This is a genomic window from Roseovarius nitratireducens (assembly GCF_002925845.1).
Taxonomy (GTDB): domain Bacteria; phylum Pseudomonadota; class Alphaproteobacteria; order Rhodobacterales; family Rhodobacteraceae; genus Roseovarius; species Roseovarius nitratireducens.
Genome location: NZ_PDNI01000084.1, coordinates 1 through 25,198 on the forward strand (window position 1 = coordinate 1; position 25,198 = coordinate 25,198).

Annotated in this window: 24 protein-coding genes, 1 tRNA gene, 1 other RNA gene and 2 pseudogenes; 14 read left to right on the top strand and 14 right to left on the bottom strand. The window is 65.0% G+C overall.

The window, feature by feature from the left end; translation table 11 throughout:
- The coding region (locus CRJ03_RS20180) for a hypothetical protein (protein WP_206018348.1) at window positions 1-282 on the top strand (282 nt) is incomplete at its 5' end.
- A gap of 3 nt (window positions 283-285) precedes the next feature.
- On the opposite strand, the gene CRJ03_RS18405 is transcribed toward CRJ03_RS20180, so the two are convergent.
- On the bottom strand, window positions 286-516 hold the full coding sequence (locus CRJ03_RS18405; RefSeq protein WP_240611518.1) for a helix-turn-helix transcriptional regulator: 231 nt from the start codon (window positions 514-516) through the stop codon (window positions 286-288).
- Between the two features lie 59 nt (window positions 517-575).
- On the opposite strand from CRJ03_RS18405, the gene CRJ03_RS18410 reads away from it, so the two are divergent.
- Window positions 576-866 (top strand): hypothetical protein, encoded by a 291-nt coding sequence (locus CRJ03_RS18410; RefSeq protein WP_165375207.1) that lies wholly within the window; start codon window positions 576-578, stop codon window positions 864-866.
- Window positions 867-1,142: 276 nt separating this feature from the next.
- On the opposite strand, the gene CRJ03_RS18415 is transcribed toward CRJ03_RS18410, so the two are convergent.
- Window positions 1,143-1,218: transfer RNA gene (locus tag CRJ03_RS18415), tRNA-Lys, on the bottom strand.
- Window positions 1,219-1,327: 109 nt separating this feature from the next.
- On the opposite strand from CRJ03_RS18415, the gene dapF reads away from it, so the two are divergent.
- Genes dapF through CRJ03_RS18430 form a run of 3 tightly spaced genes read left to right on the top strand, consistent with a single transcriptional unit; the run spans window position 1,328 to window position 4,054 of the window.
- A complete protein-coding gene (gene dapF / locus CRJ03_RS18420) occupies window positions 1,328-2,167 on the top strand; it encodes a diaminopimelate epimerase (protein WP_104020330.1) in 840 nt (279 codons plus the stop codon).
- A complete protein-coding gene (gene mtaB, locus CRJ03_RS18425) occupies window positions 2,164-3,420 on the top strand; it encodes a tRNA (N(6)-L-threonylcarbamoyladenosine(37)-C(2))-methylthiotransferase MtaB (protein WP_104020331.1) in 1,257 nt (418 codons plus the stop codon). The genes dapF and mtaB overlap by 4 nt, the downstream gene beginning before the upstream one ends.
- 13 nt (window positions 3,421-3,433) lie before the next feature.
- On the top strand, window positions 3,434-4,054 hold the full coding sequence (locus CRJ03_RS18430; protein WP_104020332.1) for an FMN-binding negative transcriptional regulator: 621 nt from the start codon (window positions 3,434-3,436) through the stop codon (window positions 4,052-4,054).
- Between the two features lie 27 nt (window positions 4,055-4,081).
- Here CRJ03_RS18430 and CRJ03_RS18435 read toward each other — a convergent pair whose 3' ends face one another.
- From CRJ03_RS18435 to CRJ03_RS18455, 5 genes are all read right to left on the bottom strand, one after another.
- On the bottom strand, window positions 4,082-5,704 hold the full coding sequence (locus CRJ03_RS18435; protein ID WP_104020333.1) for an ABC transporter ATP-binding protein: 1,623 nt from the start codon (window positions 5,702-5,704) through the stop codon (window positions 4,082-4,084).
- The gene (locus tag CRJ03_RS18440) at window positions 5,701-6,807 is read right to left on the bottom strand and encodes an ABC transporter permease (protein ID WP_165375362.1); all 1,107 of its coding nucleotides are present in this window, start codon (window positions 6,805-6,807) and stop codon (window positions 5,701-5,703) included. The genes CRJ03_RS18435 and CRJ03_RS18440 overlap by 4 nt, the downstream gene beginning before the upstream one ends.
- A gap of 94 nt (window positions 6,808-6,901) precedes the next feature.
- Entirely contained in the window at window positions 6,902-7,990 is a 1,089-nt protein-coding gene (locus CRJ03_RS18445) for a microcin C ABC transporter permease YejB (RefSeq protein WP_104020335.1), read from the bottom strand.
- Between the two features lie 30 nt (window positions 7,991-8,020).
- Complete coding sequence (locus CRJ03_RS18450; RefSeq protein WP_439126648.1) at window positions 8,021-9,958, bottom strand: extracellular solute-binding protein; 1,938 nt, start codon at window positions 9,956-9,958, stop codon at window positions 8,021-8,023.
- 148 nt (window positions 9,959-10,106) lie between these two features.
- A complete protein-coding gene (locus tag CRJ03_RS18455) occupies window positions 10,107-11,198 on the bottom strand; it encodes a c-type cytochrome (protein WP_104020336.1) in 1,092 nt (363 codons plus the stop codon).
- A 123-nt stretch (window positions 11,199-11,321) separates the two neighbouring features.
- Between CRJ03_RS18455 and CRJ03_RS18460 the strand changes: the two genes are divergently transcribed.
- Complete coding sequence (locus CRJ03_RS18460) at window positions 11,322-12,164, top strand: prephenate dehydratase (RefSeq protein WP_104020337.1); 843 nt, start codon at window positions 11,322-11,324, stop codon at window positions 12,162-12,164.
- 65 nt (window positions 12,165-12,229) lie between these two features.
- Here CRJ03_RS18460 and CRJ03_RS19760 read toward each other — a convergent pair whose 3' ends face one another.
- Entirely contained in the window at window positions 12,230-12,556 is a 327-nt protein-coding gene (locus CRJ03_RS19760; RefSeq protein WP_129590314.1) for a hypothetical protein, read from the bottom strand.
- A gap of 136 nt (window positions 12,557-12,692) precedes the next feature.
- Window positions 12,693-13,676 (bottom strand): alpha/beta fold hydrolase, encoded by a 984-nt coding sequence (locus CRJ03_RS18465; protein WP_165375358.1) that lies wholly within the window; start codon window positions 13,674-13,676, stop codon window positions 12,693-12,695.
- A gap of 227 nt (window positions 13,677-13,903) precedes the next feature.
- Between CRJ03_RS18465 and CRJ03_RS18470 the strand changes: the two are divergent.
- Window positions 13,904-14,083: pseudogene (locus tag CRJ03_RS18470) on the top strand (prephenate dehydratase); the annotation flags it as partial.
- A 57-nt stretch (window positions 14,084-14,140) separates the two neighbouring features.
- Here the strand turns inward: CRJ03_RS18470 and CRJ03_RS18475 are convergent.
- On the bottom strand, window positions 14,141-15,562 hold the full coding sequence (locus CRJ03_RS18475; protein ID WP_104020410.1) for an NCS1 family nucleobase:cation symporter-1: 1,422 nt from the start codon (window positions 15,560-15,562) through the stop codon (window positions 14,141-14,143).
- Between the two features lie 160 nt (window positions 15,563-15,722).
- Here CRJ03_RS18475 and CRJ03_RS18480 point away from each other — a divergent pair, with 160 nt between their 5' ends.
- On the top strand, window positions 15,723-16,418 hold the full coding sequence (locus tag CRJ03_RS18480; protein ID WP_240611719.1) for a GntR family transcriptional regulator: 696 nt from the start codon (window positions 15,723-15,725) through the stop codon (window positions 16,416-16,418).
- 9 nt (window positions 16,419-16,427) lie between these two features.
- Here CRJ03_RS18480 and CRJ03_RS18485 read toward each other — a convergent pair whose 3' ends face one another.
- Both CRJ03_RS18485 and nudC read right to left on the bottom strand, forming a co-directional pair.
- Complete coding sequence (locus CRJ03_RS18485) at window positions 16,428-16,895, bottom strand: SRPBCC family protein (protein ID WP_104020339.1); 468 nt, start codon at window positions 16,893-16,895, stop codon at window positions 16,428-16,430.
- A gap of 54 nt (window positions 16,896-16,949) precedes the next feature.
- On the bottom strand, window positions 16,950-17,921 hold the full coding sequence (gene nudC, locus CRJ03_RS18490) for an NAD(+) diphosphatase (protein ID WP_104020340.1): 972 nt from the start codon (window positions 17,919-17,921) through the stop codon (window positions 16,950-16,952).
- A 163-nt stretch (window positions 17,922-18,084) separates the two neighbouring features.
- Here nudC and CRJ03_RS20625 point away from each other — a divergent pair.
- Together CRJ03_RS20625 and ffs are read left to right on the top strand one after the other, a co-directional pair.
- Window positions 18,085-19,962: pseudogene (locus tag CRJ03_RS20625) on the top strand (bifunctional 2',3'-cyclic-nucleotide 2'-phosphodiesterase/3'-nucleotidase); the annotation flags it as partial.
- 111 nt (window positions 19,963-20,073) lie between these two features.
- Window positions 20,074-20,171: signal recognition particle sRNA small type (gene ffs, locus CRJ03_RS18500), an RNA gene on the top strand.
- On the opposite strand, the gene CRJ03_RS18505 is transcribed toward ffs, so the two are convergent.
- Entirely contained in the window at window positions 20,166-20,663 is a 498-nt protein-coding gene (locus CRJ03_RS18505) for a protein-tyrosine phosphatase family protein (protein WP_104020341.1), read from the bottom strand. The genes ffs and CRJ03_RS18505 overlap by 6 nt on opposite strands.
- Before the next feature lie 112 nt (window positions 20,664-20,775).
- Between CRJ03_RS18505 and CRJ03_RS18510 the strand changes: the two genes are divergently transcribed.
- The 4 genes from CRJ03_RS18510 to CRJ03_RS18525 all read left to right on the top strand — a co-directional run bounded on the left by CRJ03_RS18510 (window position 20,776) and on the right by CRJ03_RS18525 (window position 24,035).
- Window positions 20,776-22,545, top strand: a complete 1,770-nt coding sequence (locus CRJ03_RS18510; RefSeq protein ID WP_104020342.1) for a DNA polymerase III subunit gamma/tau — start codon at window positions 20,776-20,778, stop codon at window positions 22,543-22,545.
- A 104-nt stretch (window positions 22,546-22,649) separates the two neighbouring features.
- Window positions 22,650-22,994 carry a YbaB/EbfC family nucleoid-associated protein gene (locus CRJ03_RS18515; protein WP_104020343.1) on the top strand — a complete coding sequence of 115 codons (345 nt, stop codon included), beginning with the start codon at window positions 22,650-22,652 and terminating at the stop codon, window positions 22,992-22,994.
- A gap of 69 nt (window positions 22,995-23,063) precedes the next feature.
- Window positions 23,064-23,657 carry a recombination mediator RecR gene (gene recR / locus CRJ03_RS18520; RefSeq protein ID WP_104020344.1) on the top strand — a complete coding sequence of 198 codons (594 nt, stop codon included), beginning with the start codon at window positions 23,064-23,066 and terminating at the stop codon, window positions 23,655-23,657.
- 48 nt (window positions 23,658-23,705) lie between these two features.
- A complete protein-coding gene (locus tag CRJ03_RS18525) occupies window positions 23,706-24,035 on the top strand; it encodes a DUF1294 domain-containing protein (protein WP_104020345.1) in 330 nt (109 codons plus the stop codon).
- A gap of 23 nt (window positions 24,036-24,058) precedes the next feature.
- Here the strand turns inward: CRJ03_RS18525 and CRJ03_RS18530 are convergent, their stop codons facing one another.
- Window positions 24,059-25,180, bottom strand: a complete 1,122-nt coding sequence (locus CRJ03_RS18530) for a beta-ketoacyl-ACP synthase III (RefSeq protein ID WP_104020346.1) — start codon at window positions 25,178-25,180, stop codon at window positions 24,059-24,061.
- Window positions 25,181-25,198: the final 18 nt, after the last annotated feature.

Consider the following 25,198-nt stretch of genomic DNA (forward strand, 5'->3'; position numbering starts at 1 on the left):
CGTATTGCTGCCGCCAAGACTGACGTGGCGAGCGGTCCCGGTCGCTGTGTCTCACGTCGGCGTTGCCAAAGAGTCATCGGCAGCTCTCTCTTCGCGCCCTCGACAGGTGATTTCAGCGCGCCTCGAGCCTCTGTTCTCCCGGTTTATAACCAATGGGCCACTCATCCAGCTTCGACCACCGCCGAGTTGAAGCAAGCAAACACTGGGAGAAAGGGCGTGGTGGTGATCATCAGTCGAACCAAGTGGACAAAGATCAAGGCTTCGATCCTCGCCGCCCAGTGATGCTCAGGTATCCTTGCGCAACCGGACGCCTGCGCCGCCCCCGTTCTCTGCGATGAACTCGACCCCGGCGGCTTCGAGGGCGACGCGGATCTTGGCCACGTTGTCGGGATTCATGTCATAACGCCCGGTCTCGAAATTCGAGATCGTGTTGCGATGAACGCCGGAGGCTTTTGCAAGATCGGCAAGAGACCAATTTAACGCTCCCCGCGCCATTCGCACTTGTGCGGATTTCACAACTATCTATCCTTGTGCTATTGTCACATGTGGCAATATCACAATTGGAGATCGAGACAATGACGAACATTCCCGACCATGTCCGCCGAAATCACGAAAGAACCTCCGAGAGACTGGATGAGGCGCGCGCAATGCTGCGCGCCGTCGAGCAGATGGCGGAGGCTGCAAGGCTGCCCCACTCGCCCGAGACTGAAAGTATGTTTGTTCTGATTGCGGCCACGCAAGACAAGTTGTTCGAGGCTGACGAAGCTCACGTTATCGAATGGGTGGGGCACGGCGGCAAGACAAGCGAGATGATGCTCGAGGGAACCGCTGCCGAACGCGATGAGGCCGCGGACGTCCAGCACTGAGCAACTATCCGGACTCATGCAAGACAGCTGCACCATAGCCAGCATGTTTGAAGGGCTGGACGCCCTCCACCACGCCGCAGCCAGGCGGGAGGATTGCCTGTTTGCCAAGCGCGCCGAACCCGAGTGACGCCTTCAACGATCGACAAGGACCGGGCGGGATCCGCCCGGTCTTTTCTGCAATTGTGAAACCCGGTGACAAATTCGGTGACAAGGGCAAAAGAAAGCGCAAGGCTTAGCTTTGCGCTATCCACAGCCTCTTGTTTTCATTTTATTAAGTGGTGAGCCGTGCAGGATTCGAACCTGCGACCCACTGATTAAAAGTCAGTTGCTCTACCAACTGAGCTAACGGCCCACTCAAGCGCGGTGTCTAGAAAGAGGTGCGCGGGGGGTCAACCCCGAAAACGCGGCCCGTGCGCGGTCGGTGCTGGAAATCCGCTCGCCGCACGCGTATATGCGCGCGCATGGACGATGCGCGCGATACCGGGCTGCCCTTCATGAAGATGCACGGGCTGGGAAACGACTTCGTCGTGCTCGACGCGCGCGCGCGCGCCATCGCCCTGTCGCCCGCGCTGGTCGCCGCGATCGCCGACCGGCGGCGCGGCATCGGCTTCGATCAGCTCGCGGTGATCGAGGCGGGCGAGGCCGGCGCCGACGCGCATCTCACCTTCTACAATGCCGACGGCTCGTCCTCCGCCGCCTGCGGCAACGCCACCCGCTGCATCGCGCGTCACCTGATGGACGAGACCGGCAAGACGGCGCTGACCCTGACCACCGCGCGCGGCAACCTGAGCGCGGTGGACGCAGGCGACGGCCTCACCTCGGTCAACATGGGGCAGCCGCAGTTTGACTGGCAGAGCATCCCGCTCGCCGAGGCAATGGAGACGCTGGAGCTGCCCATCGAGGGCGGACCTACGGCAACCGGCATGGGCAACCCGCACTGCACCTTTTTCGTCGAGGATGCAGAGGCCGTGCCGCTGGACCGGTTCGGCCCGCGCTATGAGCATCATCCCCTCTACCCCGAGCGCACCAATGTGCAGGTGGCGAGCCTCGTCGCCCCCGACCATATCCGCGTGCGGGTCTGGGAGCGGGGCGTGGGGCTTACGCTGGCCTCCGGCTCGTCGTCCTGCGCCGTTGCGGTGGCGGCGGCGCGGCGCGGCCTGACGGGGCGCAAGGTGCGCATCACACTGGACGGCGGCAGCCTCAAGATCGACTGGCGCGAGGATGGCGTCTGGATGACCGGCGAGACGATGCATGTCGCCTCCGGCGTGCTGACACCCGCATTCCTCGCGGGGCGGTCATGAGCGCGCCGCGCTTTGCCACCCTTGGCTGCCGCCTCAACGCCTACGAGACCGAGGCGATGAAAGACCTCGCCGGGCAGGTGGGGCTGGAAAATGCCGTCGTCGTCAATACCTGCGCCGTGACGTCCGAGGCCGTGCGCAAGGCGCGGCAGGAAATCCGCCGCCTGCGCCGCGAGAACCCGGGCGCGCGTCTCATCGTGACCGGCTGTGCCGCACAGACCGAGCCCGAGACCTTCGCGGCGATGGAAGAGGTCGATGCCGTCATCGGCAATACCGAGAAAATGCAGCCCGATACCTGGGGCCGCCTCGCCGCCGATTTCATCGGGGATAGCGAGCGTGTGCAGGTCAACGACATCATGTCGGTGACCGAGACCGCGGGCCACCTGATCGACGGTTTCGGCACCCGTTCCCGCGCCTATGTGCAGGTGCAGAACGGCTGCGATCACCGCTGCACCTTCTGCATTATCCCCTATGGCCGGGGCAATTCGCGCTCTGTGCCCGCGGGCGTCGTCGTCGATCAGATCAAGCGGCTGGTTGGCGCTGGCTATAACGAGGTGGTGCTGACCGGCGTGGACCTGACAAGCTGGGGCGCGGACCTGCCGGGGCAGCCCAAGCTCGGCGATCTGGTGATGCGCATCCTGAAGCTGGTGCCCGACCTGCCACGCCTGCGCATCTCCTCGATTGATTCCATAGAGGTGGACGACAACCTCATGCAGGCCATCGCCGCCGAGCCGCGCCTGATGCCGCATCTGCACCTGAGCCTGCAACATGGCGACGATCTGATCCTCAAGCGGATGAAGCGGCGGCACCTGCGCGACGACGCGATCCGCTTTGCCGAAGAGGCGCGCCGCCTGCGCCCCGACATGACCTTCGGCGCCGATATCATCGCCGGTTTCCCGACCGAGACCGAGGCGGCCTTCGAGAATTCCCTGCGGCTGGTCGAGGAGTGTCACCTCACCTGGCTGCACGTGTTCCCCTATTCGCCCCGCCCCGGCACCCCCGCCGCGCGGATGCCGCAGGTGGACGGGCGGGCGATCAAGGACCGTGCGGCGCGGCTGCGCGCGGCAGGCGCCGCGCGGGTCGCAGCGCATCTGGCGGCACAGCAGGGGTGTCGCCACGCGGTGCTGATGGAAAACCCCCGCATGGGCCGGACCGAGCAATTCACCGAGGTTGCCTTTGACAGCGACCGCCCCGAGGGCGCGATCGTCGCCGCCACCGTGACCGGCCATACCGGCACGCAGCTCACCGCCACCTGAAAGCCACGTCGCGATGCACCCCAACCCCGCCTTTCGCAAGGCCGACACGGCCCTGAACATCGGCTTTGCCCGCGATCAGGGCTTCGGCCTCCTGGCCGTGACCACCGACGATGCGCCGCTCGTCAGCCACATCCCGTTTCTGCTTTCGGAGGACGGCACGCGGGCCGAGTTCCATCTCGTGCGCTCGAACCCGATCGCGCGGCTTATCGCGACACCCCATCGTGCCCGGCTCGCGGTGCAGGGGCCACACTCCTATGTCTCGCCCGATTGGTATGGCGTGGACGATCAGGTGCCCACGTGGAACTATGTCGCCGTGCATCTTGTGGGCGACATCACCTTGCAGCCGCAGGAGCGGATGCGCGACCTGCTCGACCGGCAATCGGCACAGTTCGAGGCGCGGCTCGCGCCCAAGCCGGAATGGCGGGCGGACAAGATGACACCAGAGGTGCTTGACCGGATGATGCGCCAGATCGTGCCCTGCGAGATGCGAATCGACGAGATCGCAGGCACCTGGAAGCTGGGCCAGAACAAGCCCGGTGACGTGCGCCTGCGCGCCGCCGACCCGCTGGAGGCGGCGGGGCTGGGACAGGAGGTGGCAACGCTCGCCCGGCTGATGCGCGCGCCCCCGTCGTAAGGCGGCCACCCGGTTCAACGCGACGCGTCAGCCGATGCCCGAAGAGTCCTGCGCCCCGCCCTGGAGGCGCCCTTCCAGCGACGCCGCCAGCAGCGTACGCGCATACTCGGTACGCGGCTCGGTAAAGAGCGCCTCGGCTGTGCCCGCCTCGACCACGTCGCCCTCCTTCATCACCAGCACCCGGTGGCTCATCGCGCGCACCACCGCGAGATCGTGACTGATGAACAGGTAGGCCAGCCCGTATTTCACCTGAAGATCGCGCAGCAGGTCCACGATCTGCACCTGCACCGTCATGTCGAGCGCACTGGTCGGTTCGTCCAACACCACCAGTTTCGGCCGCAGGATCATGGCCCGCGCGATCGCGATCCTTTGGCGCTGCCCGCCAGAAAACTCGTGCGGGTAGCGGTCCATCGCCACCGGGTCGAGCCCCACCTCGGCCATTACCTCGGCCACCAGATCCCGCTGTGGCCGTCCGCCGGGGTTGCCGTGCACGCCCAGCCCCTCGGCGATGATCTGCGCGCAGCTCATCCGAGGGCTGAGGCTGCCGAACGGGTCCTGGAACACGATCTGCATCTCGGCCCGGCGTTTGCGCAATTGCTTCGTGGACCAGCGATGCACGTCCTCGCCGGCAAAGCGGATGCCGCCTTCGGAGGCAATGAGTCGCATGATCGCCAGCGCGAGCGTGGTCTTGCCCGACCCCGATTCGCCCACGATCCCCAGCGTCTCGCCCGCGCGCACGCTCAGCGTCGCGTCGTTGACGGCCTTCACATGGCCCACCGTCCGTTTGAGAAAGCCCTTCTGGATCGGGAACCAGACGCGCAAGGCATCGGTTTCGGCCACCACCTGCGCCCCCTCGGGCACCGGCGCGGGCACGCCCACCGCCTGCGCGCCCAACAGCTTGCGGGTATAGGGATGCTGCGGCGCGTCGAACACCTCGGTGAGCGTCCCCGCCTCGACGATCTCGCCATCCTTCATCACGCAGACCCGGTCGGCGATGCGCCGCACGATACCGAGGTCATGGGTGATGAACAAAAGACCCATCCCCTCGTCGCGCTTGAGATTCGCCAGAAGCTCGAGAATCTGCGCCTGGATAGTCACGTCGAGCGCCGTGGTGGGTTCATCCGCGATCAGGATATCGGGCTTGTTGGCAAGCGCCATTGCGATCATCACGCGCTGCCGCTGCCCGCCCGACAATTGATGCGGATAGGCCCCCAGACGGCTCGCCGCCTCGCGGATACCGACCCGCTCCAGCAGATCCACGATGCGCTCCCGCGCCGCCTCGCCGGTCAGCCCCTGGTGCAGCTCCAGGCTCTCGCGCAACTGTTTCTCCAGCGTGTGCAGGGGGTTGAGGCTGGTCATCGGCTCCTGGAAGATGAAGCTGATATCGTTGCCGCGCACCTGCCGCAGGCGCCGCTCATCCGCGCCGATCATCTCCTGGTCATCATAGGTAACGCTGCCCGTCACCTCCGCCGATGAGCCCAAGAGCGACACCGTGGACAGCGCGGTGACCGACTTGCCCGAGCCGCTCTCGCCCACGATCGCAACCGTCTCGCCCCGGTCCACCGAGAACGACACACCCCGCACGGCGGGCACCACCTGCCCGTCCTGCCGGAACCCGACGCTCAGATCGCGAACCTCCAGCACGCTCATTGAAAGGTCTTTCTCGGATCGAACGCGTCGCGCACGCCCTCGAAGATGAAAACGAGCAGCGACAGCATTATTGCAAAGGCAAAGAACGCGGTGAACGCAAGCCACGGCGCCTGCAGGTTCTGCTTGGCCTGAAGCGTCAATTCACCAAGCGAGGGCGAGGACGAGGGCAGCCCGAAGCCGAGGAAATCAAGCCCTGCCAAGAGCGAGATCGTCCCGGTGATGACGAAGGGCAGCATCGTCAGTGTCGCCACCATCGCGTTGGGCAGCATGTGGCGGAACATGATGGTGATGTTGCCCACCCCCAGCGCCTTGGCCGCGCGCACGTATTCGAGGTTGCGCGCGCGCAGGAACTCGGCGCGCACCACGCCCACCAGCGCCATCCAGCCGAACAGCACGGTGATGACCACCAATAGCCAGAAACTTCGCGGCAGGATCGCGAACAGGATGATGATGACGTATAGCTGCGGCGTGGAGGCCCATATCTCGATGATGCGCTGAAAGAACAGATCGGTCTTGCCCCCGAAAAAGCCCTGCACCGCACCGGCGAAGATGCCGATGATCGAGGACAGGAACGTCACGATCAGCGTGAACATCACCGACAGCCTGAAGCCATAGAGCACCCGCGCCAGCACGTCGCGCTTGGTGTCGTCGGTGCCCAGCCAGTTCTGCTCGTTGGGCGGCAGCGGCGCCGCGCCGTCGCGATCCACGATCGTATCGTAGCTATAGGGGATGGGCGGCCAGATCGACCAGCCCTTCACGATCTCCTCGCCCGCGACAACGCCGTCCTGCGCGTCCGCCATCACCGCCTCCGGGTCGTCGAAACAAGCGTCGAGCCCTCCGCTCGCGATCAGGCATTGCACCTCCGGGTCACGATAGATCGCCTCGGTCCGAAAATCGCCGCCGAATGCCGTCTCGGGATAGAAACGAAAGATCGGCATGTAATACTCGCCGCGATACTGCACGAGGATCGGTTTGTCATTGGCCACGAACTCGGCACAGAGCGTGATCGCGAAGATCACCGAAAAGATCAACAGCGACCAGAACGCACGCCGGTTGCGCCGAAAATTCCGCCAGCGGCGCTGATTGAGGGGCGAAAGGCGGATCACCGTGCCCCTCCTTCATCTTGCCGGAAATATTCCGGGGGAGTCGCGCCGCAGGCGCGGTGGGGGCAGCGCCCCCATGATGCGCCACCCATCCTCAGCCCTCCCGCTTCTCGAAGTCGATGCGCGGGTCGACCAGCACATACATCAGGTCGCTCAGCAGGCCCACCAGAAGCCCGATGAGACCAAACAGGAAAAGCGTGCCGAACATCACCGGGTAGTCGCGCCCCACTGCCGCCTCGAACCCGAGCCGCCCCAGCCCGTCGAGGCTGAAAATCGTCTCGATCAGCACTGACCCGCCAAAGAAAACGCCAATGAACACGGCCGGGAACCCCGCGATCACGATCAGCATGGCGTTGCGGAACACGTGGCCATAGAGTACGCGTTTCTCGCTCAGCCCCTTGGCCCGTGCGGTCATGACGTAGTGTTTCTTGATCTCGTCGAGAAAGCTGTTCTTGGTCAGCAGCGTCAGCGTGGCAAAGGCCGAAATGGTCGAGGCAAGAACCGGTAGGAAGATGTGCCACAGGTAATCGACGATCTTGCCGAAGATACTCAGCTGTTCGAAATTGTCCGAGGTCAGGCCCCTGAGCGGGAAGAGTTGGAAATAGCTGCCCCCGGCAAACAACACCAGCAGCATGATCGCGAACAGGAAGGCCGGGATCGCGTAGGCCACGATGATGACACCCGAGGTCCAGGTGTCGAACCGCGACCCGTCGCGCACCGCCTTGGCCACGCCCAGCGGGATCGACACGATATAGGCGATCAGGGTGGACCATAGCCCCAGAGAGATCGACACCGGCATCTTCTCCAGCACGAGGTCGAGCACCTCCACCTTGCGAAAATAGCTCTCGCCGAAATCGAAACGCATGTAGTTCCACATCATGTTGAAGAACCGCTCCAGCGGCGGCTTGTCGAGGCCGAACTGCTCCTCGAGCTCCGCGATCAACTCGGGCGGCAGGCCGCGCGCGCCCAGATACTGGTCGTTGCCCCCGCCCGACAGGTCCTGCCCGGTATCGCTCCCTGACCCGGCGAAGCTCTCGAAAACGTCGCCCTGCCCCTGCATCTGCGCGATCATCTGCTCGACCGGGCCGCCGGGGACGAACTGCACCAGCGCGAAATTGATCACCATGATGCCGAAAAGCGTCGGCACGATCAGCAACAGCCGCCGCAGGATATAGGCCCCCATCTCAGACGGCCCCCATGGCAACAACCGGCATCAAAGCGCGCCCGCGGCCCGCAGCGCCGCGGCCTTTTCCTCGTCATACCACCAGAAATCGAGCACCCCGGTGGCGTAATCCGGCAACGGGTCGGGATGGGCATACTGATCCCAGTAGGCGACCCAGTTCTTGTCGAGATACCATGTCGGGATCATGAAGAACTCGTAGCGCAAGGCCCGGTCGAGCGCCATCAGCGCCACGTCCTGCTCTTCCTTTGAGGTCGACTCGAGCGCCTCGTCGATCAGCGCATCCACCAGCGGGCTGGCCAGCCCTGCCGGGTTGAACAGGCTGAATTCCGCCTCGCGCGAGCCATAACGCTGATGCAGGCCGGTACCTGCCTCAAGGAAGGGGATATAGCTGTCAAAGACGATGTCATAGTCGCGGTCGCGCTCGCGGGCGGTGTATTGCGCGGCGTCGATCTTGTCGAAGCGCGCACCGACCCCCATGAGTTGCAGGTTCGAAACGAAGCTTTCGACCACCGCCGACATGGTGGCCGAACCCGAGGCGGAAATCGGGATCTCGATGCTGAGCAGCTCGCCCTTGGCATTGCGCCGCTTGCCATCGTCGCCCACCGGCCAACCCGCCTCGTCCAGGAGCCGCATCGCGCGGCGCAGGTTGCGCCGGTCGTTGAGCCGGTCGGGATCGGAGGAATGCGCCCGCACCGCCGGTTCCGTCAGCATCTCGCCGGGCACCAGATCGCCCAGCGACTCCAGCAATTGCCGTTCGGCCCCCTCCGGCACGCCCTCGGCCTGCAAATGCGTATCCTGCACAAAGGAATGCCGCTGCTTGAACAGGCCATATTGCAGCGACTGGTTGGTCCATTCGAAATTGAAGCCCAGCGCGATGGCGCGGCGCACGCGCTTGTCCTTGAGCACCTCTCGCCCGAGGTTGAACACGAACCCCGCAGGCGTCGGCGGCAGCCCGTCGGGCAATTCGGCCTTGACGACATGGCCCTTCCTGACGGCCGGAAAATCGTAACCGGTGGCCCATGTCTTGGAATTTCCCTCGGGGCGGAAAGTGTAGATGCCCGCCTTGAACGCCTCGAAGGCGGCGTTGTCGTCGGCGAAATACTCGATACGGATACGGTCGAAATTGTGACGGCCCTTGTTGATCGGCAGGTGCCAGCCCCAGTAATCGGGATTGCGCGCATAGACGATGTTGCGGTTTACCTCATAGCTCTCGACCTGGTAGGGGCCCGAGCCCGGCGCGGCCTCGAGCCGCGGCTCGTCCAGGCGCGCGCCCGTCTCATCGTACCAGGCGCGCGGAAAGACCGGCGTGCCGCCCACCTGGTCGATCAGCGAGCGGCGCGAAATGTCCTCGGCGAACTCGAATCGCACCGTGTGATCGTCGAGCGCCTCGGCCCCCGGCACCCGCCGCCGCACCGCTTCGGCGTAAGAGCGCAGACCCTGGTCGAGGAACAGGTTGTGCGAGAACACCACGTCATGCGCCGTGACCGGCGTGCCATCGGCAAAGCGCGCCTCGGGACGCATGTGAAAGATCACCCATGTCTTGCCGCGGTCGTATTCGAGGCTCTCGGCCAGCAGGCCATAGCCCTCGTTGTAACGATCCCCCGGCAGCGGTTCGCCGGTGGCCTCCGAACCGCCCAGCAGGCTTTCGTAGACCATCCACGACAGCCGCCCGGCGCGACCCTTGCGTGAATACGGGTTCATCGAATCGAACGTGCCAGGGGCGTAGAGCGAAATCTCGCCTCCCTTGGGCGCGTCGGGGTTCACATAGTCGAAATGCGGGTAATCGGCTGGATATTTCAGATTGCCGAAGAAGGAATAGCCATGCGCGCGGATGATCTCTTCCTCGGTCGCGTGCGCCCGCCCTGGGCCGGTCAAATGCAGGGCACTCCCGGCCATCAACGCCCCGAGCCCCTTCAGGGCAAGGCGGCGACTGATCGGCGCGCCTGCGCGCGGCGGCATGATGTTCATGGTGTCCTCCTGTCGGTCCGCGCCGTTTTCCGCGCGTTTCAACGGCAAGCTAGGGGCCAGCCGCGCCGTGTTCAAGCGCAGAAGGGGCGCGCACATGCAAAGGGCCGCCGCCCTGCCGGGCAGCGACCCCCATTCCAAGCGCCTTGCCTCAGTTCGAGGCGCTCTGCAGATATCCGATCACGTTGGCGCGGTCCTGTTCGTCCTTGAGGCCCGGATAGCCCATCCGGTTACCCGGTGCGAACTCGCGCGGGTTCTCCAGCCATGCGCTCAGCTTTTCCACGGTCCAGTCGCCCTCGAGCCCCTTGAGCGTGTCGGAATAGCTAAACCCTTCGACGTTGGCGATATCTCGGTTCACGACATCGAAGAGATGCGGGCCGACCTTGTTCTTGCCGTCCTCGACCGCGTGACAGGCGGCGCAGCGGCGAAAGACCTTCTCACCTGCGGCAACATCCGCGGAGGCGACCATCGCGGCAAAGCCGCTTTCGCCACCGGTTTCCTCGGCGCCGGCTTCTTCGGCAGCGGCTTCTTCCGCAGGTGCCTCCTCAGCAGCGGCCTCCTCGGCGGGCGCTTCTTCCGCAGGTGCCTCCTCGGCGGCGGTCTCCTCGACAGGCGCTTCTTCCGCAGGTGCCTCTTCGGCAGCGGCCTCCTCGGCGGGCGCTTCTTCCGCAGGGGCCTCCTCGGCGGCGGCCTCTTCCGAGGCTTCGATCGCAATATCGTCGCTACCATCGACCCCGTCGAGATACGCGATCACGTTGGCGCGATCTTCGGGCTTGCCCAGACCGGCAAAGCCCATGCTCGTCCCGGGCGCGTAGCCCGCCGGATTCTCAAGAAAGGCAAACAGGTTCTCCGCGGTCCAGACATCCGCCGCCTCGCTCAGTGCGCCCGAATAGCCGAACCCGCCAACGCTCCCCACATCGCGACTGACCACATCATAGAGATGCGGGCCGACACCGTTGGCGCCATCCTCGACCTGGTGGCAGGCCTTGCACTTGTTGAAAACGCGCTCGCCCTTGCCGGCATCGGCCTCCGCGAACAGCGCCGCGAGATCGGGGCCCTCGTCCGCTGGCTCTTCGCTGGCACCCTCGTCGCCGGTATCGATGACGTAGCCCTGCGCGTGATCCTCGCCGTGGCCGCCCCCCATCGAATAAATGCTCTCGGCTGCCCAGCCTCCCAGCAAGAAGACCAGAAGGGAGCCGCAAATCGCACCCGTGGCCTTTGTAAGTGTCATCGTGTCGAACATTGGCTCGCTTCCGTTAGATCTGTCGCTTGCGCGGGTATCTATCCGCTTCCCCTACCGCTTCGCAAGGTATAGTTTCCGCGACCAAACGCCCGACAGGGGCTTCAGGAGGGACAGGTTTTCACGATGACCGACCGCATTTCCTTTCAGGGGGAGCCTGGTGCGTATTCGCATCAGGCCTGCCATGAGACCTATCCCGACATGGAGGTGCTGCCCTGCCGCACCTTCGAGGACACGATCGCGGCGGTGCGCGAGGGCACAGCACGCCTGGCGATGGTCCCGGTGGAAAATTCCACATTCGGGCGCGTGGCCGATATCCATCACCTGTTGCCCGAGTCGGGGCTGCATATCGTCGGCGAGGCCTTCGTGCGGGTGCACATCAACCTGCTCGCGCTGCCCGGCGTGCGGCTCGACCAGATCGAGAGCGCGATGAGCCATACCGTGCTTCTCGGCCAGTGCCGAGGCTTTCTCGAACGCCACGGCATCCGCCGCGTCACCGGCGCCGACACCGCCGGATCGGCCCGGCAGGTCGCCGAGGAGGGCCGCCCGGAACTGGCAGCGCTGGCCAGCGAACTGGCGGGCCGGATTTACGGGCTCGACGTGATCGCCCAGCACATCGAGGATCAGGACACCAACACCACGCGCTTTCTGGTGATGGCGCGCGAACCCGATTTCTCGCCACGCGGCGAGGACGGGATGATGACGACCTTCGTCTTTCAGGTGCGCAACCTTCCCGCCGCGCTCTACAAGGCGCTTGGCGGATTCGCCACCAATGGCGTAAACATGACCAAGCTGGAAAGCTACATGATCAACGGGTCGTTCACGGCGACACAGTTCTACGCCGATATCGAGGGGCACCCGGACGATCCCGCCGTGGCCCGCGCGCTGGATGAGCTGGATTATTTCACCTCCGACATCACCATCCTCGGCGTTTATCCCGCCGATCCGCGGCGGTACGAAGACAGGTAACCCGCAGGTCAGACCCCGTCTGTTCGCACCAAGTCCCCTTCGGTCATGTCACCGGACAGCGAGCTTCAGACAATCCGCATTGGGATGAATGGGGCGATTGACGCGCGGATGTTTGCATCCGGGCTCTGGCTGAGAGCACGCTGCGACCATTTCCACAGCTTTATCCAGTTGTCGTCAAAGGCCCGACGCTTCAACTCCTCATAAGCAACGGAGCAATGCATGATCTCATTGGTTGAAATCCGTTCGGCAAGAGCACGCCGTTCGCAAGCAAGGTATGTCTGTTTGAGCTCGTCGACGGAGATTGGCTGCCCGGCTTGCACATGAACATCACATGCCATGGATGCGAGCACCGCAACTGACGCAGCACAGGTTCGAAATACTTCGGCAGACATGGCGCTTCTCCCTTGATCAAAGCAAGAGAAAGGTACCCAGCACCACGCCGCGCCACATGATGCGCTTGTCCCGAACGGTGCAGTTTCGGAAGAGGTTTTTTCGTTGAACCCGGGACATGTGTCCCGACAGCCCCGGTCAGCGATTGATCTCGCTGGGTCCTAACCCGGCACGGATCGCCCGGACGATCGCCTTGGCGCGCGACGAAACACCGAGCTTCGACAGGATGCCCGACACATGGTTGCGCACAGTTTTTTCGCTAATATCGAGCGTCGCACCGATCTCCCGGTTATCGAGCCCCTCGGCAATCGCGCGGAGGACTTGCTGCTCGCGCAGACTCAGGATCGCTGCCAATTCGTCGCTTTCGCGCAAGCCGGGCAGGAAAGACTCAAGCGCATCGACCAATTCGGCCCATGCCTTTTCTTTCGGAAGCATGAAGTGATTGCGGCTCTCCAAGGCCATAAACCTCGCTCCCGGTATTTCCCGGGCGAGAATCCGACCTTCCTCCAAAGGCACCACGGCATCATCCCTGACATGAGCAACCAGCGTCGGGCTCTGGATCTTTCGCGCATCGTCAAGCACGTCTATGTCGAACATGATCTTGGTCAGGGCGACAGCATTTCTTGCCGATGACGACTGTCGTTGTAACTTGCACCACGTCCGCAAATGCTCAAGTGTGCCATCCGGCTGGAACTGAGTAGCAAAGGAGCGCATGAACGCGCTATCTTCATCCGCCCATCCCAACTCCAGCATTTCCAGCATGACCTTGGCCTTTGCGGGTTCCAATGGCACATCATCGCGACGGTTTCGGCCGCGTGCATAAGTGCCGTACAAGACCAGACGCTCAACCCGATCCGATCGGGATGCGGCATACCGGATTGCAATGGCGCCACCTTGACAAATGCCGATCAACGAAACGCGATCGACCTCTGCCGCATCCAGCACAGCATCTACATCGCGAACCCAGCTGTCGAGCGAGAGATCCCCGATATCCCGGTCCGACAATCCACACCCACGCGGATCGTAACGGATCAGACGATTACGATCCCACAAAAGCTCGAGCCACGGACGCCACGCGGTACTCTGCCACTGGTAGTCGAGATTTGACAGCCAACTGGGCATTAGCAAGACGGGCGCACCCTGCCCCGTCACGGAATAGGCAATGCGCGTTTCATCGAAACTCCTGCAAAATCTTATGCGTGATTGCCTGATGCGTGTTCTCCATTTTGATGGCTGCTTTGCGTATCTGTAACACATCCTTGAAGATATCGATGCATCCGCCGCCAATTGCTTGGCCTGATCAACGTCAGACAGGCCATCGCATGTGTCGCCAATGTCGTTAAACTTACAAGATTGAAAGCCGGACGGTCAGCGGCAATTTCAACGTCGTGCAATTCTACACCGATATCGAGGGGCACCCGGACGATCCGGCGGTGGCGCGCGCGCTGGATGAGCTGGGTTATTTCACCTCCGACATCACCATCCTCGGCGTCTATCCCGCCGATCCGCGGCGGCACGACGGCGTCTGATTCCAGACGCACGAAACCCGGCACCGGGCCGGGTTTCGCAACTCTTGAGGGATGGCGTCACACCAGGTGCGACGCCCGGCAGCGGACAAAGTAGATGGTGCCGCCCAGAATCGCCCCGATCACCCAGGCATAGCCCGAAAGCTGGCCAAGCGCGGGCACCCAGACCGTCGCCACCGAAAACACCGCCGCGATGGCAAAGGCGACGAGCGCATTGCGGTTCCAGCCGCCGGTGTAGTGATAGGTGCCGCCTTCCATATTATAGAGGTCGTCGCGCTTCAGCGCCTCCTTGCGCAGCAGGTAGTAATCCACGATCATGATGCCGTAGATCGGGGCCAGCGTCGCGCCGAGCGTATTGACGAAACCGCTGATGCCGAACTCGCTGATAAAACTGGTCCAGAACCCGCCGATCACGAGGGCAAAAACCGACGTGATGAGACCCGCCTTGCGAAACCCGATCTTCGACGGCGCAAGGCTTGCGATGCCGTTCACCGCCGGGATGAAATTGGCCACCAGGTTGATACCCACCGTCGCCGCGAAGAAGGTGATCGCGGCGATGACGCCCAGCAGCACGCTGTCGGTGCGCCCGACGATCTCGGTCGGGTTGATGATCTTTTCGCCATAGACAACCGCGGCACCCGCCGTGGTCAGAAGCGCCAGCGCCGAGAACAGGATCATGTTGAACGGCAGCCCCACGAGGTTGCCCACCACCATCGCGCGCTTGTCACGGGCATAGCGCGAGAAGTCGCTGAAGTTGATCATCACGGCCGCGAAATAGGCCACCATAGTGCCGATGATCGCGATGAAGCCGTTGAATTCCGTGGCCCAGGTCGCCTCTGGATTGGCAAAGATCGTCTGCGCCTGCGACAGAAGCTGGCCGTCGGATTTCACCCACAGCACCGCCAGAAGGCCCATCATCACCAGGTAGACGAAAGGCCCGGCAATGTTGAGAAAGGTCTCGACCCAGTTCATTCCGCGCCAGAAAATGACAATGTGAAACGCCCAGACCAGCACGAACGAGAGCCAGTCGATGCCCGTCAGGCCCAGCACCTCGGCCCCACCGGTGACGCCCGTCACGGACCGTATCAGCAGCGCCAGCGCGGTCGAGGCGAAATAGACCTGCACGCCGTACCAAAACACCGCCACCGTGGAGCGCAGCACCGCTGGCAGCATGGCCCCCGCCGTACCCATGCTCGCCCGCGCGAAGACCGGATAGGGAATACCGTATTTCTCGCCCGCGGCGCCCGAGAGGTTGACGAGGAACATCACGAAAAGCCCCGCGCAGATGAGCGCGGCAAAGGCGGTCCAGCCGCTCACCCCGTAGGAGATGAACAGCGACGCCACCAGCGAATAGCCAAATAGCGATTGGATATCGTTCGCCCAGACGTTGAAGATGGCGAACCAGCTCCAGGTTTTGTCCTCTGGCGCCACGGGATCGAGCGTGTCGTCGGCCCCCTGTGCCACCTGTCCGTCGAGTGTCATGGTCTGCATGTCTGAACTCCCTGATAAGGCCGCGCGCGGCGATGTGGATGGTTGTGTCCTTTGGACTCCCGCCGTGATCGCACCTGTTATATTGCATCTGAAATGTTAGATGTTATGTTAGCAATTGATAATATGTGAATCGCGAAAGGACTTTCAAAAATTGCAAGACAATGACGTCGCCACCTTCGAGTCCTCGCCGCGCGGGACCGCGGCAGAGGGCCTGACCGAGCGGGCCCACCAGGCCCTGCTCGCGCGGTTGCGTGATGGGCGACTGTCGAGTGGCAGCTTCCTGTCCATGCCGATGCTGGTCGAAGAGCTCGGCCTGCCGATGGCCGCCACGCGCGAGGCCGTCAAGCGTGCCGAGGTGAGCGGACTGCTCACCATCCTGCCCAAGCGCGGGATCACGGTGATGGATGCCGGGCCCGAGACGACGCGCGAATGCCTGGAGTTGCGCGCCATGTTCGATTGCGAGGGCGCGCGGCGCATCATCGAGACCGGCGCCCCCTTCCCTCTCGCCGCGCTGCGCACGGCGCATGAGCACCTGCACGACGAGGCGGCGGCAGCGATGACCGCCGATCTGCCGGGGCGCGCGATCCGTACCGACCTGTCACTGCACGACGCGCTGGCCGCCGGGCTCGGCTCTGCCCTCGCCCGCAGGCTCTATGCCGAGAACCGCGACCGGATCGCGGTGATCCAGAACACGCGGCCCTTTCTCGCCGACCGGGTCGCCTCTGCCATGCGCGAGCATCTCGCGATCCTCGACGCGATCGACGCCGCCGACACGGCCCGCGCGGCGCACGAAATCCGCGAGCACCTGCGCCACACGCTGCGCTGGTGGGGTATCTATCCCGAGTAATCCGGCAGATCAGGCGGTGCGCTTGTGGCGATTCTCGACATCCATCGCGTATTCCGCGAGCCGCAGGTTGAACCGCTTGGACAGGTTGCCCTTCGCCAGCTTCATGGACTGGATCATCAGTCGACCCGCCAGGTTGCGCGGCGTAATGCCCAGATCAACGCTGAGCCGCGTGCGGGCGCGCGACAAAGAAACGAGTTCGACCCGCATCAGCGCTTCAACTGTGGCCGCCTCGGCCCCGAGAACGATCCCGTTTGGCGGATCGAGTTCGCATAGTCGCAGAGAAAGGTCGCGCATCCGTCCTCGCAGCTTGAACCGCGACTGCCAGGTCATGCCGACGCCCGGCTCCGCCATCGTATCGGTGCGCTGCACGTCCGCGCCGCGACGCATGGCCCCGCGCTCGAACCGCTTGAAATCCGTGATCTCGGCAAACACCTGATCGATCGGTGCCTCGATGTCTTCCCTGCCTTTGAACTGCATTCTCACCCTGCCCTTGACGCGCCTGCCGTTACCGCGCCGCGTGACAGTCTCGCTTCAATCGAGCCTGTCGGCAAGCCAGTTCTTGAGCAGGAAATGCGCCACCGCGCCCTCGCGGGCGGGCAACACCTGCGGGTGCTCCCCGGCAAAGGCGGCCAGTATTTCCTCGCGGCTCATCCAGCGCGCGTCCGCGATCTCGTAGGGGTCGATGGCAATCTCGCGGCTCAGGGCCTCTCCGCGACAGCCCAGCATCAGCGAGGCCGGGAATGGCCACGGCTGGCTGGCAAGATAGTCCACCCGGCCCACGCGCACGCCCGCCTCCTCCCAGACCTCGCGGCGCACCGCGGCCTCGACCGTCTCGCCGGGCTCGATAAACCCCGCAAGCAGCGAATACATCCCCTCCGGCCAGCCGGGCGAACGCCCCATCAGCACGGCATTACCAAGGGTCACCAGCATGATCGCCACCGGGTCGGTGCGCGGAAAATGTTGCGCGCCGCAATCATCGCAGGCCCGCTGCCAGCCCGCCCGGATCATTCGACTCTTCGCACCGCAACGGGCGCAATGGCGATGGCTTTCGTGCCAGCCGAAGATCGCCTTGGCGGTGGCCGCGATCTCGGCGTCGCGCGGCGAGAGCCGGGACATCACGCGGCGCAATTCGGCAAACACCGAGCCTTCGGGCAGGTCGGGATGCGCCTGCTCGGTGGCGTCGAGAAAACTGTCGAGCTGTTCGGGATCGAGGCCCGGCGGCACCCATGCCGAGATGTCGAAGGCAAAGAGCGGCTCACCGCCGTCGTCGCGCCCGATCAGGATCGGCGGCACCTTGTAGCGCGCCAGCACCGGGTGGTCGCAGCGCAGCAGCGCCAGCCCATCGCGCCCCTCGCCCGCCAGCAGCGGCTTGCCGCGCCACAGCACCGCAGCCTGCGCATGGCCAGCCGCCAGCGCCGCGTCGAGCGTGGCGCTGTCCCCGCGCAGATCATCCGCCCGATCAAACCCCGAGCCGCCGAATGTCACATCTTCCGCGCACCGCATCCCTGCCTCCTTCGCCCCTACCCCTTACTGTCACCGGCAAGGGCCGGTGGGCAAGCAGGGAGATCACGCCCACACACGAATCCGAGAAGATCAACGAATTCAATCTTTGCGGTATTGTGCAGCCATTTACACACCATAAGATAAAACAAGCATCATCCGTGCTATGCAGAGACTCGGCACACCCGTTTATTCTTCCAACGAGAAGTTCGCATTGTTCCAACCGCTCACAGCCCCCGACCCACAAATCCAGGGTCACCCCGAGACCACGCTGCGGATTCTCGCCACCTCGGACGTACACGGCCACCTCCTGCCATACGATTATTTCAATGGCAAAACGGATGCCGGACAAGGCCTCGCTCGGCTGGCGACACTCGTCCATCGGGCGCGGGCCGAGATGGGCGAGGACAATTGCCTGTTGCTCGACAACGGCGATTTCCTGCAAGGCACGGCGCTCACCGACCTGACCGCCCGGCCCGGACATGGCTGGCGCGGGCGCCACCCCGTGATCCGCGCCATGAACCACTTGCACTATGACGCCGCGACGCTCGGCAATCACGAATTCAACTTCGGCATCGACTGGCTCGAAACCACCCTGACGCAGGCCCGGTTTCCGGTGATCTGCGCCAATGCCGTGCGCGCCCTCGGGGCCACGCCGCGCGACGACACCCCGTTCCTGCCACCCTTCACCATCCTGCACCGCACCCTGCAAGACCGTGACGGGATCGCGCGCAACCTGCGCATCGGGGTGATCGGCCTCACCCCGCCGCAGGCCACCACTTGGGATCACGGCCATCTCGCGGGGCGGCTGGCGCTGCGCGACATGGTCGAGACCGCCCGCGCCTGGCTCCCCGCGATCCGGCGCGCCGGGGCCGACGTGGTGATCGCGCTCGCCCATACCGGGATCGACGCAGGGCCAGACCGACCGATGATGGAGAACGCGGCGCGCGCGCTGGCGCGCCTGCCCGGCCTCGACGCGCTTATCACCGGGCACAGCCACCGCCGTTTTCCCGACCCCGACCACCGGGAAACGCCCGGCGCGGATATCGGGGCCGGCACGCTGCACGGCACGCCTTGCGTCAAACCCGGCTTTGCCGCCTCGCATCTCGGGATGATCGACCTGCACCTCGCGCACACCCGCGATGGCTGGCACGTCACCGGGCACCGCACCACACTGCACGCCGCCAGCACGATCACGCCTTGCCCTCAACTCGAGCGAAGCCTGGCGCGCGCCCACGCCCATACGCTGCGGTTGACTCGCCGCCCGCTCGGTGAAAGCCGCGCGCCGCTGCACAGTTATCTCGCGCTTGCGCGCGACGATCCCGGCCTCGCGCTTGTCAACGCCGCGCAGCGCGCCGCCCTCGTCGCCGCGCTCAAGGGCACCGCCCATGCCGGGCTGCCGGTGCTGTCGGCCTCGGCTCCGTTCAAAACCGGCGGACGCGGCGGCCCGGGCCACTATACCGATATTCCCGCAGGGCCCTTGCGCCTTCGCCATCTCGCCGATCTCTACGGATTTCCCAACACGCTTTGCGGCCTGTGTGTCACCGGGGCCATGCTGCGCGACTGGCTCGAACGCGCGGCGATCTGCTTCAACCGGATCTCGCCGGGGGTGGCAGATCAGCCGCTCCGGAATGCGAATGTCCCAGGCCATGTATTCGACGTGATCGACGGGCTTGGCTACACCATAGACCTCGCCGCACCGGCACGTTACGACCTCTCTGGCACGCTCATCGCCCCCGATGCGCGGCGCATCCGCGACCTGACCCATGACGGTCGCCCGGTGCGCGACGCGGATCGCTTCGTCATCGCCACCAATTCCTACCGCGCATGGGGCGGCGGCCCATTCGAGGCAATGGCCGGGCACGCGCTCGTTCACAGCGCCGAGCGTCCCATCCGCGAGATCCTCGCCGACCATGTCGCCGCGACCGGCGTTGTCGCGCCCGCGCCACGGAAAACGTGGCGCTTCGCCCCCATGCCGCCGGATACCTCGGTCCTGTTCGTCACCGGCCCGGGGCTGCGCGCCTATCCTTCCGATATCGCCGCCCTCGGTGCCGAGGAGACCGGAGTGGATGACAGGGGATTCCTGAACCTGCGCCTGCCGCTCGACAGCACGCACACCCTTGCGAATCCGCGCGCGCACGCCTATATCCGGGATCGAGAGGTTGGCGCGGGCAGGCACCTCGCCAACCCGGTCAGATCCGGAAGGAAGCAGCCGTAACGAGCCTCGCTTGGGTCGTTGTCAGCCTCTCACCCTTTTCCCTCAGCACCAGCCTTGGCCCAGGCCAACTGCGCCTCGGTCTCGACCGCGCAGGGCCGCACCGCGCGCAGCCGGGCCAAGGCCGCCCCCGGCGTCTCGCCCGCGTCCACCATGAGCCGCAGCACCGCCATGCCCGAGCGCCCGCACCCGCCCCGGCAATGCACCAGCACCCGGCCGCCCCCGGCCAGCGCCGCCAACGCGTCGGCCCGCGCCCGCGCCCAATTCCCTGCCTGTGCTGCGTCCGGCACACCGAAATCCGCAACCGGCACGCCGATCCAGCGCGCGCCCGATGCCTGTACATCGAACGCCAGTCCGCCCGCCCCCGCGGCAACCATCTCGGCCTCGGTTGTCAGCGAGATCACCAGCGCCGGGCGCCAGTCCCGCAGATGCGCCATATCGGCGCCATAGGCCCCGCCCGCACCCGGCACCGGCGCCAGCGCCAGCGTGCCGCCGCCCACGTGCAAGGCATGGATGACAAAGTCACTCATGGCACTCTCCCCCTCACCCGAGTTTCTGCAACCGACGACGAAAAGCAAGGTGGACGCGTCCCCGGCCGGGCCTTACCCTGAGCCCGTCATCCGAATCCGGCAGGTGCCCCGCATGTCCCGATCCCCCGATACCGGCTACCAGGTCCTCGCGCGGAAATACCGCCCCGAGACCTTTGCCGACCTCGTCGGGCAGGATGCGATGGTGCGCACGCTGAAAAACGCGTTTCAGGCCGACCGCATCGCGCAGGCCTTCATCATGACCGGCATCCGCGGCACCGGCAAGACGACCACGGCGCGCATCATTGCCAAGGGAATGAACTGCATCGGCGTGGATGGCAACGGCAGCCCGACGACCGACCCGTGCGGGCAATGCGAGCATTGCACCGCGATCATGGAGGGCCGCCATGTCGACGTGCTCGAGATGGACGCGGCCAGCCGTACCGGCGTGGGCGACATCCGCGACATCATCGAGAGCGTGCATTACCGCGCCGCCTCGGCCCGCTACAAGATCTACATCATCGACGAGGTGCACATGCTTAGCACCTCGGCCTTCAATGCGCTCCTCAAGACGCTCGAGGAGCCGCCAGCGCATGTGAAATTCATTTTCGCCACCACCGAGATACGCAAGGTGCCGGTCACCGTGCTGTCGCGCTGCCAGCGTTTCGATCTGCGCCGGATCGAGCCCGAGGCGATGATCGGCCTGTTGCACCGGATCGCCGACACCGAAGATGCGCAGATCACCGACGAGGCGCTCGCCCTCATCACCCGCGCCGCAGAAGGCTCGGCCCGCGATGCCACCTCGCTGCTCGATCAGGCGATCAGCCACGGCGCGGGCGAAACGACCGCCGATCAGGTCCGCGCCATGCTGGGGCTGGCCGATCGGGGCCGGGTGCTCGACCTGTTCGACATGATCCTGCGCGGCGACGCGGCGGGCGCGCTGTCGGAGCTCGGCGCGCAATATGCCGAAGGGGCCGACCCGCTCGCCGTTATGCGCGACCTGTCAGAGATCACGCACTGGATTTCCGTGGTCAAGATCACACCGGACGCCGCCGACGACCCCACCATCGGCCCTGACGAGCGCGCCCGCGGGCAGGAGATGGCGGCAAAGCTGCCGATGCGCGTTCTCACCCGCATGTGGCAGATGCTCTTGAAGGCGCTCGACGAGGTGGCCGAGGCCCCGAACGCGATGATGGCGGCCGAGATGGCCGTGATCCGGCTCACCCACGTGGCCGACCTGCCCACGCCCGAGGACCTCGTGCGCCGCCTGTCGGACGGCCCGCCCCCAGCCCCGGGCGGTGGCGGCGGTGCACGCCCGCAGGCGCAGGGGCAGGGCGAACCGTCGCAGGGCACCCCCCTGCCCCACCCCACCCATGCCGCACCGCAAGGCCCGCGCGCGCACGGCGGCGGGCAGGTGACGGCGCGTGCGCCAGCGACGCAGGAGGCGCTTGCCGGATACCCCAGCTTCGAGCATGTGCTCGAGCTCATCCGCGCCCATCGCGACGCGAAGCTGCTGATCGAGGTCGAGGGCTGCCTGCGCCTCGCCGCCTATCGTCCAGGGCGGATCGAATTCACCCCCACCCCGGACGCACCCGCCGATCTCGCGCAGCGGCTTGGCAGCGCGCTGCAACGCTGGACCGGCGCACGCTGGGCGGTGAGCCTCACGAATTCCGCCACCACCCCCACCCTGCGCGAGGCCCGCGAGGCCGAGGAGAACGCGCTCCGGCAGGAGGCGCGCGACCACCCGCTGGTCAAGGCGGTGTTCGCGGCCTTCCCCGGCGCGAGCATCACCGGCATCCGCACCGCCGAGGAAATCACCACCGAGGCCGGCGCCGAGGCATTGCCAGAGGTCGAGGACGAATGGGACCCGTTCGAAGAGGATTGACCTGACTGCTTGTCCGTGGCCTTTCGCGCACCGATATGGTTCAAGACGACGTCAATTACTCCGGCCCGCCCGCACGCGGGCCCCGATCCAGAGGAGATCACATCATGTTCAAGGGTTTGGGCCAGATGGGCGACATGGCCAAGATGATGAAGGCCGCGCAGGAAATGCAGGAGAAGATGGCCGCGCTGCAGGAAGAGATGCACAACATCATGGTCGAGGGCGAAAGCGGCGCGGGCCTCGTCAAGGCGACATGCACGGCCAAGGGCGAGCTGAAATCCCTCGACATCGACCCCTCGATCTTCAACGCCGACGACAAGGAAGTGGTCGAGGACCTGATCCTCGCCGCGATCAAGGATGCGCAATCCAAGGCCAGCGAGCGGGCACAAGAGGAGATGGGCAAGATCACCGAGGGCATGGGCCTGCCCAAGGACATGAAGCTGCCGTTCTGACACGCGATCTTCATCTTTCCAGCAATACTCTCGCGCGACAGGCACCCGCCATCGAAACGGATCCGACGATTGAGCAGCACCCGAGACATAGACGCCCTCATCGACATGATGGCTCGCCTGCCCGGCCTCGGGCCGCGCTCGGCGCGGCGCGCGGTGCTGCACATGATCCGCAAGCGCACACTGTTGCTCACCCCGCTGGCAGACCTCATGCAGACCGTCGCCGCCACTGCGCGCGAATGTGCGCGCTGTGGCAATATCGGCACCACCGAGATCTGCGACATCTGTGCCTCGCCGAAACGCGCGCAAGGTCAGATCTGTGTGGTCGAGGATGTGGCCGACCTGTGGGCGATGGAACGCGGGCAGGCGTTTCGCGGGCGCTATCATGTGCTGGGCGGCACACTCTCCGCACTCGATCAGGTAGGGCCCGAGGCCTTGCGCATCCCGCAACTCGTGGCGCGCGTAGCCGAGGAGGAGGTGACCGAGGTAATCCTCGCGCTCAACGCCACCATGGATGGGCAAACCACCGCCCATTACATCGCCGATCAGCTTGACGGCACAGTGACGCTCACATCGCTCGCACAGGGTGTTCCCATCGGCGGCGAACTGGATTATCTCGACGACGGAACGATCGGCGCGGCGTTCGCCGCGCGCAAGTCGATCTAGACACCATCACCGCGGCATCCGCTGCCGCCTGCTATCCGATAGGCCGCCATGACCCCGCTGGCTCTCGCTACCAGTTATCTGCTGTTTCTCAATCTCGTGACCTTCGGGCTGTTCTGGTGGGACAAGCAATGCGCCATTCACCGGCGCTGGCGCGTGCCCGAGAGCACGCTACTGACGCTGTGTCTCGTGGGCGGCGCGTTCGGGGCCAAGACCGGGCAGGGCGTGTTCCGGCACAAGACCCGCAAAGAGCCGTTCCGCACCTCGCTCAACGCCATCATCGTGCTGCATATCGGCATGGTGTCGGCGCTGGTCCTGCCGGATTTCCGCGCCTCGGTCGTGGCCGTGCTGAGGGATGCCTCGAGCGCGCTATTCGGCTGAGCAACGCCCGCCCGCGCCGACCGTCAGGCGCGCTCGACCAGCACCGACCCCACCGAATAGCCCGCCCCGAACGAACAGATCAGCCCCTTGTCGCCAGGGTTGAGATCGTCGGAATACTGCGAGAATGCGATGATCGAGCCGGCCGAGGACGTGTTGGCATAATCCTGCAGGATGTTGGGCTGCTCGGTCGGGTCGGGTACACGCCCCATCACCTTGCGACCGATGAAATCGTTCATCGTCTTGTTGGCCTGGTGCAGCCATAGCCGCCGCAGATCGCCCGACGCCACCCCCACCGCGTCGAGATGCTCCGCGATATGCGCCGAGACGAGCGGCAGCACCTCCTTGAAGACCTTGCGCCCCTCCTGAACGAAAAGCATGTCGCGCCGGTCCTCCATGTGGCCGGGCCGGGTGCGTCGCAGAAAGCCGTTGTTGTTGCGGATATTGTTGGAGAATTTCGTCGCGCAGCGGGTCGAGAGGATGCGGAAATGCGGCGCGCGCGCCTCCTCTGCCGCCTCGATCACCAGCGCCGTGCACACGTCGCCAAAGATGAAATGACAGTCCCGGTCGCGCCATTCCAGATGCCCCGAACAGATCTCGGGGCTGACCACGATCGCGCGCCGCGCGCTGCCCGCGCGGATCATGTCCGCCGCCGCCTGGATACCGAAGGTCGCCGAGGAGCACGCCACGTTCATGTCGAAGGCAAAGCCGCCCGCGCCGAGCGCCTCCTGTATCTCGATGGCGATAGCCGGATAGGGCCGCTCGTGGTTCGACGCGGCACAGATCACCAGGTCGATCTCGCCCGCCTCGCGCCCCGCCTGCGCCAGCGCCGTCCCGCAAGCCTCCAGCGCGATCTCGGTCATGATCCCCGGCTCGTCATCGCTGCGCGCCCGCAGGATCGGGTGCATCACTTCCGGGTCAAGCACGCCAGCCTTGTCCATGACATGCCGACGCTCGATCCCAGAGGCATTGAGAATGAACTCGGGCGAAGACGGCGCCTTGGCCTCCACCTCCCCGGCTGCGATCGCATCGGCGTGGGCCGCATTGAACGCCTCGGCATGGGCATTGTAGGCCACCACCAGTTCCTCGTTGCTGATGACCTGCGGCGGCGTGAACACGCCCGATCCCGTGATCGCGGGCTGCACCATGAACCTCTCCCCCAGGGT

Coding starts and splice junctions, on each gene's coding strand:
- CRJ03_RS18515 (WP_104020343.1), top strand. CDS start 22,650: ATGTTCAAGGGTTTGGGCCAGATGGGCGACATGGCCAAGATGATGAAG.
- CRJ03_RS18450 (WP_439126648.1), bottom strand. CDS start 9,958: ATGAACATCATGCCGCCGCGCGCAGGCGCGCCGATCAGTCGCCGCCTT.
- CRJ03_RS18445 (WP_104020335.1), bottom strand. CDS start 7,990: ATGGGGGCCTATATCCTGCGGCGGCTGTTGCTGATCGTGCCGACGCTT.
- CRJ03_RS18410 (WP_165375207.1), top strand. CDS start 576: ATGACGAACATTCCCGACCATGTCCGCCGAAATCACGAAAGAACCTCC.
- dapF (WP_104020330.1), top strand. CDS start 1,328: ATGGACGATGCGCGCGATACCGGGCTGCCCTTCATGAAGATGCACGGG.
- CRJ03_RS18460 (WP_104020337.1), top strand. CDS start 11,322: ATGACCGACCGCATTTCCTTTCAGGGGGAGCCTGGTGCGTATTCGCAT.
- CRJ03_RS18525 (WP_104020345.1), top strand. CDS start 23,706: ATGACCCCGCTGGCTCTCGCTACCAGTTATCTGCTGTTTCTCAATCTC.
- mtaB (WP_104020331.1), top strand. CDS start 2,164: ATGAGCGCGCCGCGCTTTGCCACCCTTGGCTGCCGCCTCAACGCCTAC.
- CRJ03_RS18530 (WP_104020346.1), bottom strand. CDS start 25,180: ATGGTGCAGCCCGCGATCACGGGATCGGGCGTGTTCACGCCGCCGCAG.
- CRJ03_RS18510 (WP_104020342.1), top strand. CDS start 20,776: ATGTCCCGATCCCCCGATACCGGCTACCAGGTCCTCGCGCGGAAATAC.
- CRJ03_RS18475 (WP_104020410.1), bottom strand. CDS start 15,562: ATGACACTCGACGGACAGGTGGCACAGGGGGCCGACGACACGCTCGAT.
- nudC (WP_104020340.1), bottom strand. CDS start 17,921: ATGCGGTGCGCGGAAGATGTGACATTCGGCGGCTCGGGGTTTGATCGG.
- CRJ03_RS19760 (WP_129590314.1), bottom strand. CDS start 12,556: ATGTCTGCCGAAGTATTTCGAACCTGTGCTGCGTCAGTTGCGGTGCTC.
- CRJ03_RS18485 (WP_104020339.1), bottom strand. CDS start 16,895: ATGCAGTTCAAAGGCAGGGAAGACATCGAGGCACCGATCGATCAGGTG.
- CRJ03_RS18430 (WP_104020332.1), top strand. CDS start 3,434: ATGCACCCCAACCCCGCCTTTCGCAAGGCCGACACGGCCCTGAACATC.
- CRJ03_RS18505 (WP_104020341.1), bottom strand. CDS start 20,663: ATGAGTGACTTTGTCATCCATGCCTTGCACGTGGGCGGCGGCACGCTG.
- CRJ03_RS18465 (WP_165375358.1), bottom strand. CDS start 13,676: ATGCCCAGTTGGCTGTCAAATCTCGACTACCAGTGGCAGAGTACCGCG.
- CRJ03_RS18435 (WP_104020333.1), bottom strand. CDS start 5,704: ATGAGCGTGCTGGAGGTTCGCGATCTGAGCGTCGGGTTCCGGCAGGAC.
- CRJ03_RS18455 (WP_104020336.1), bottom strand. CDS start 11,198: ATGTTCGACACGATGACACTTACAAAGGCCACGGGTGCGATTTGCGGC.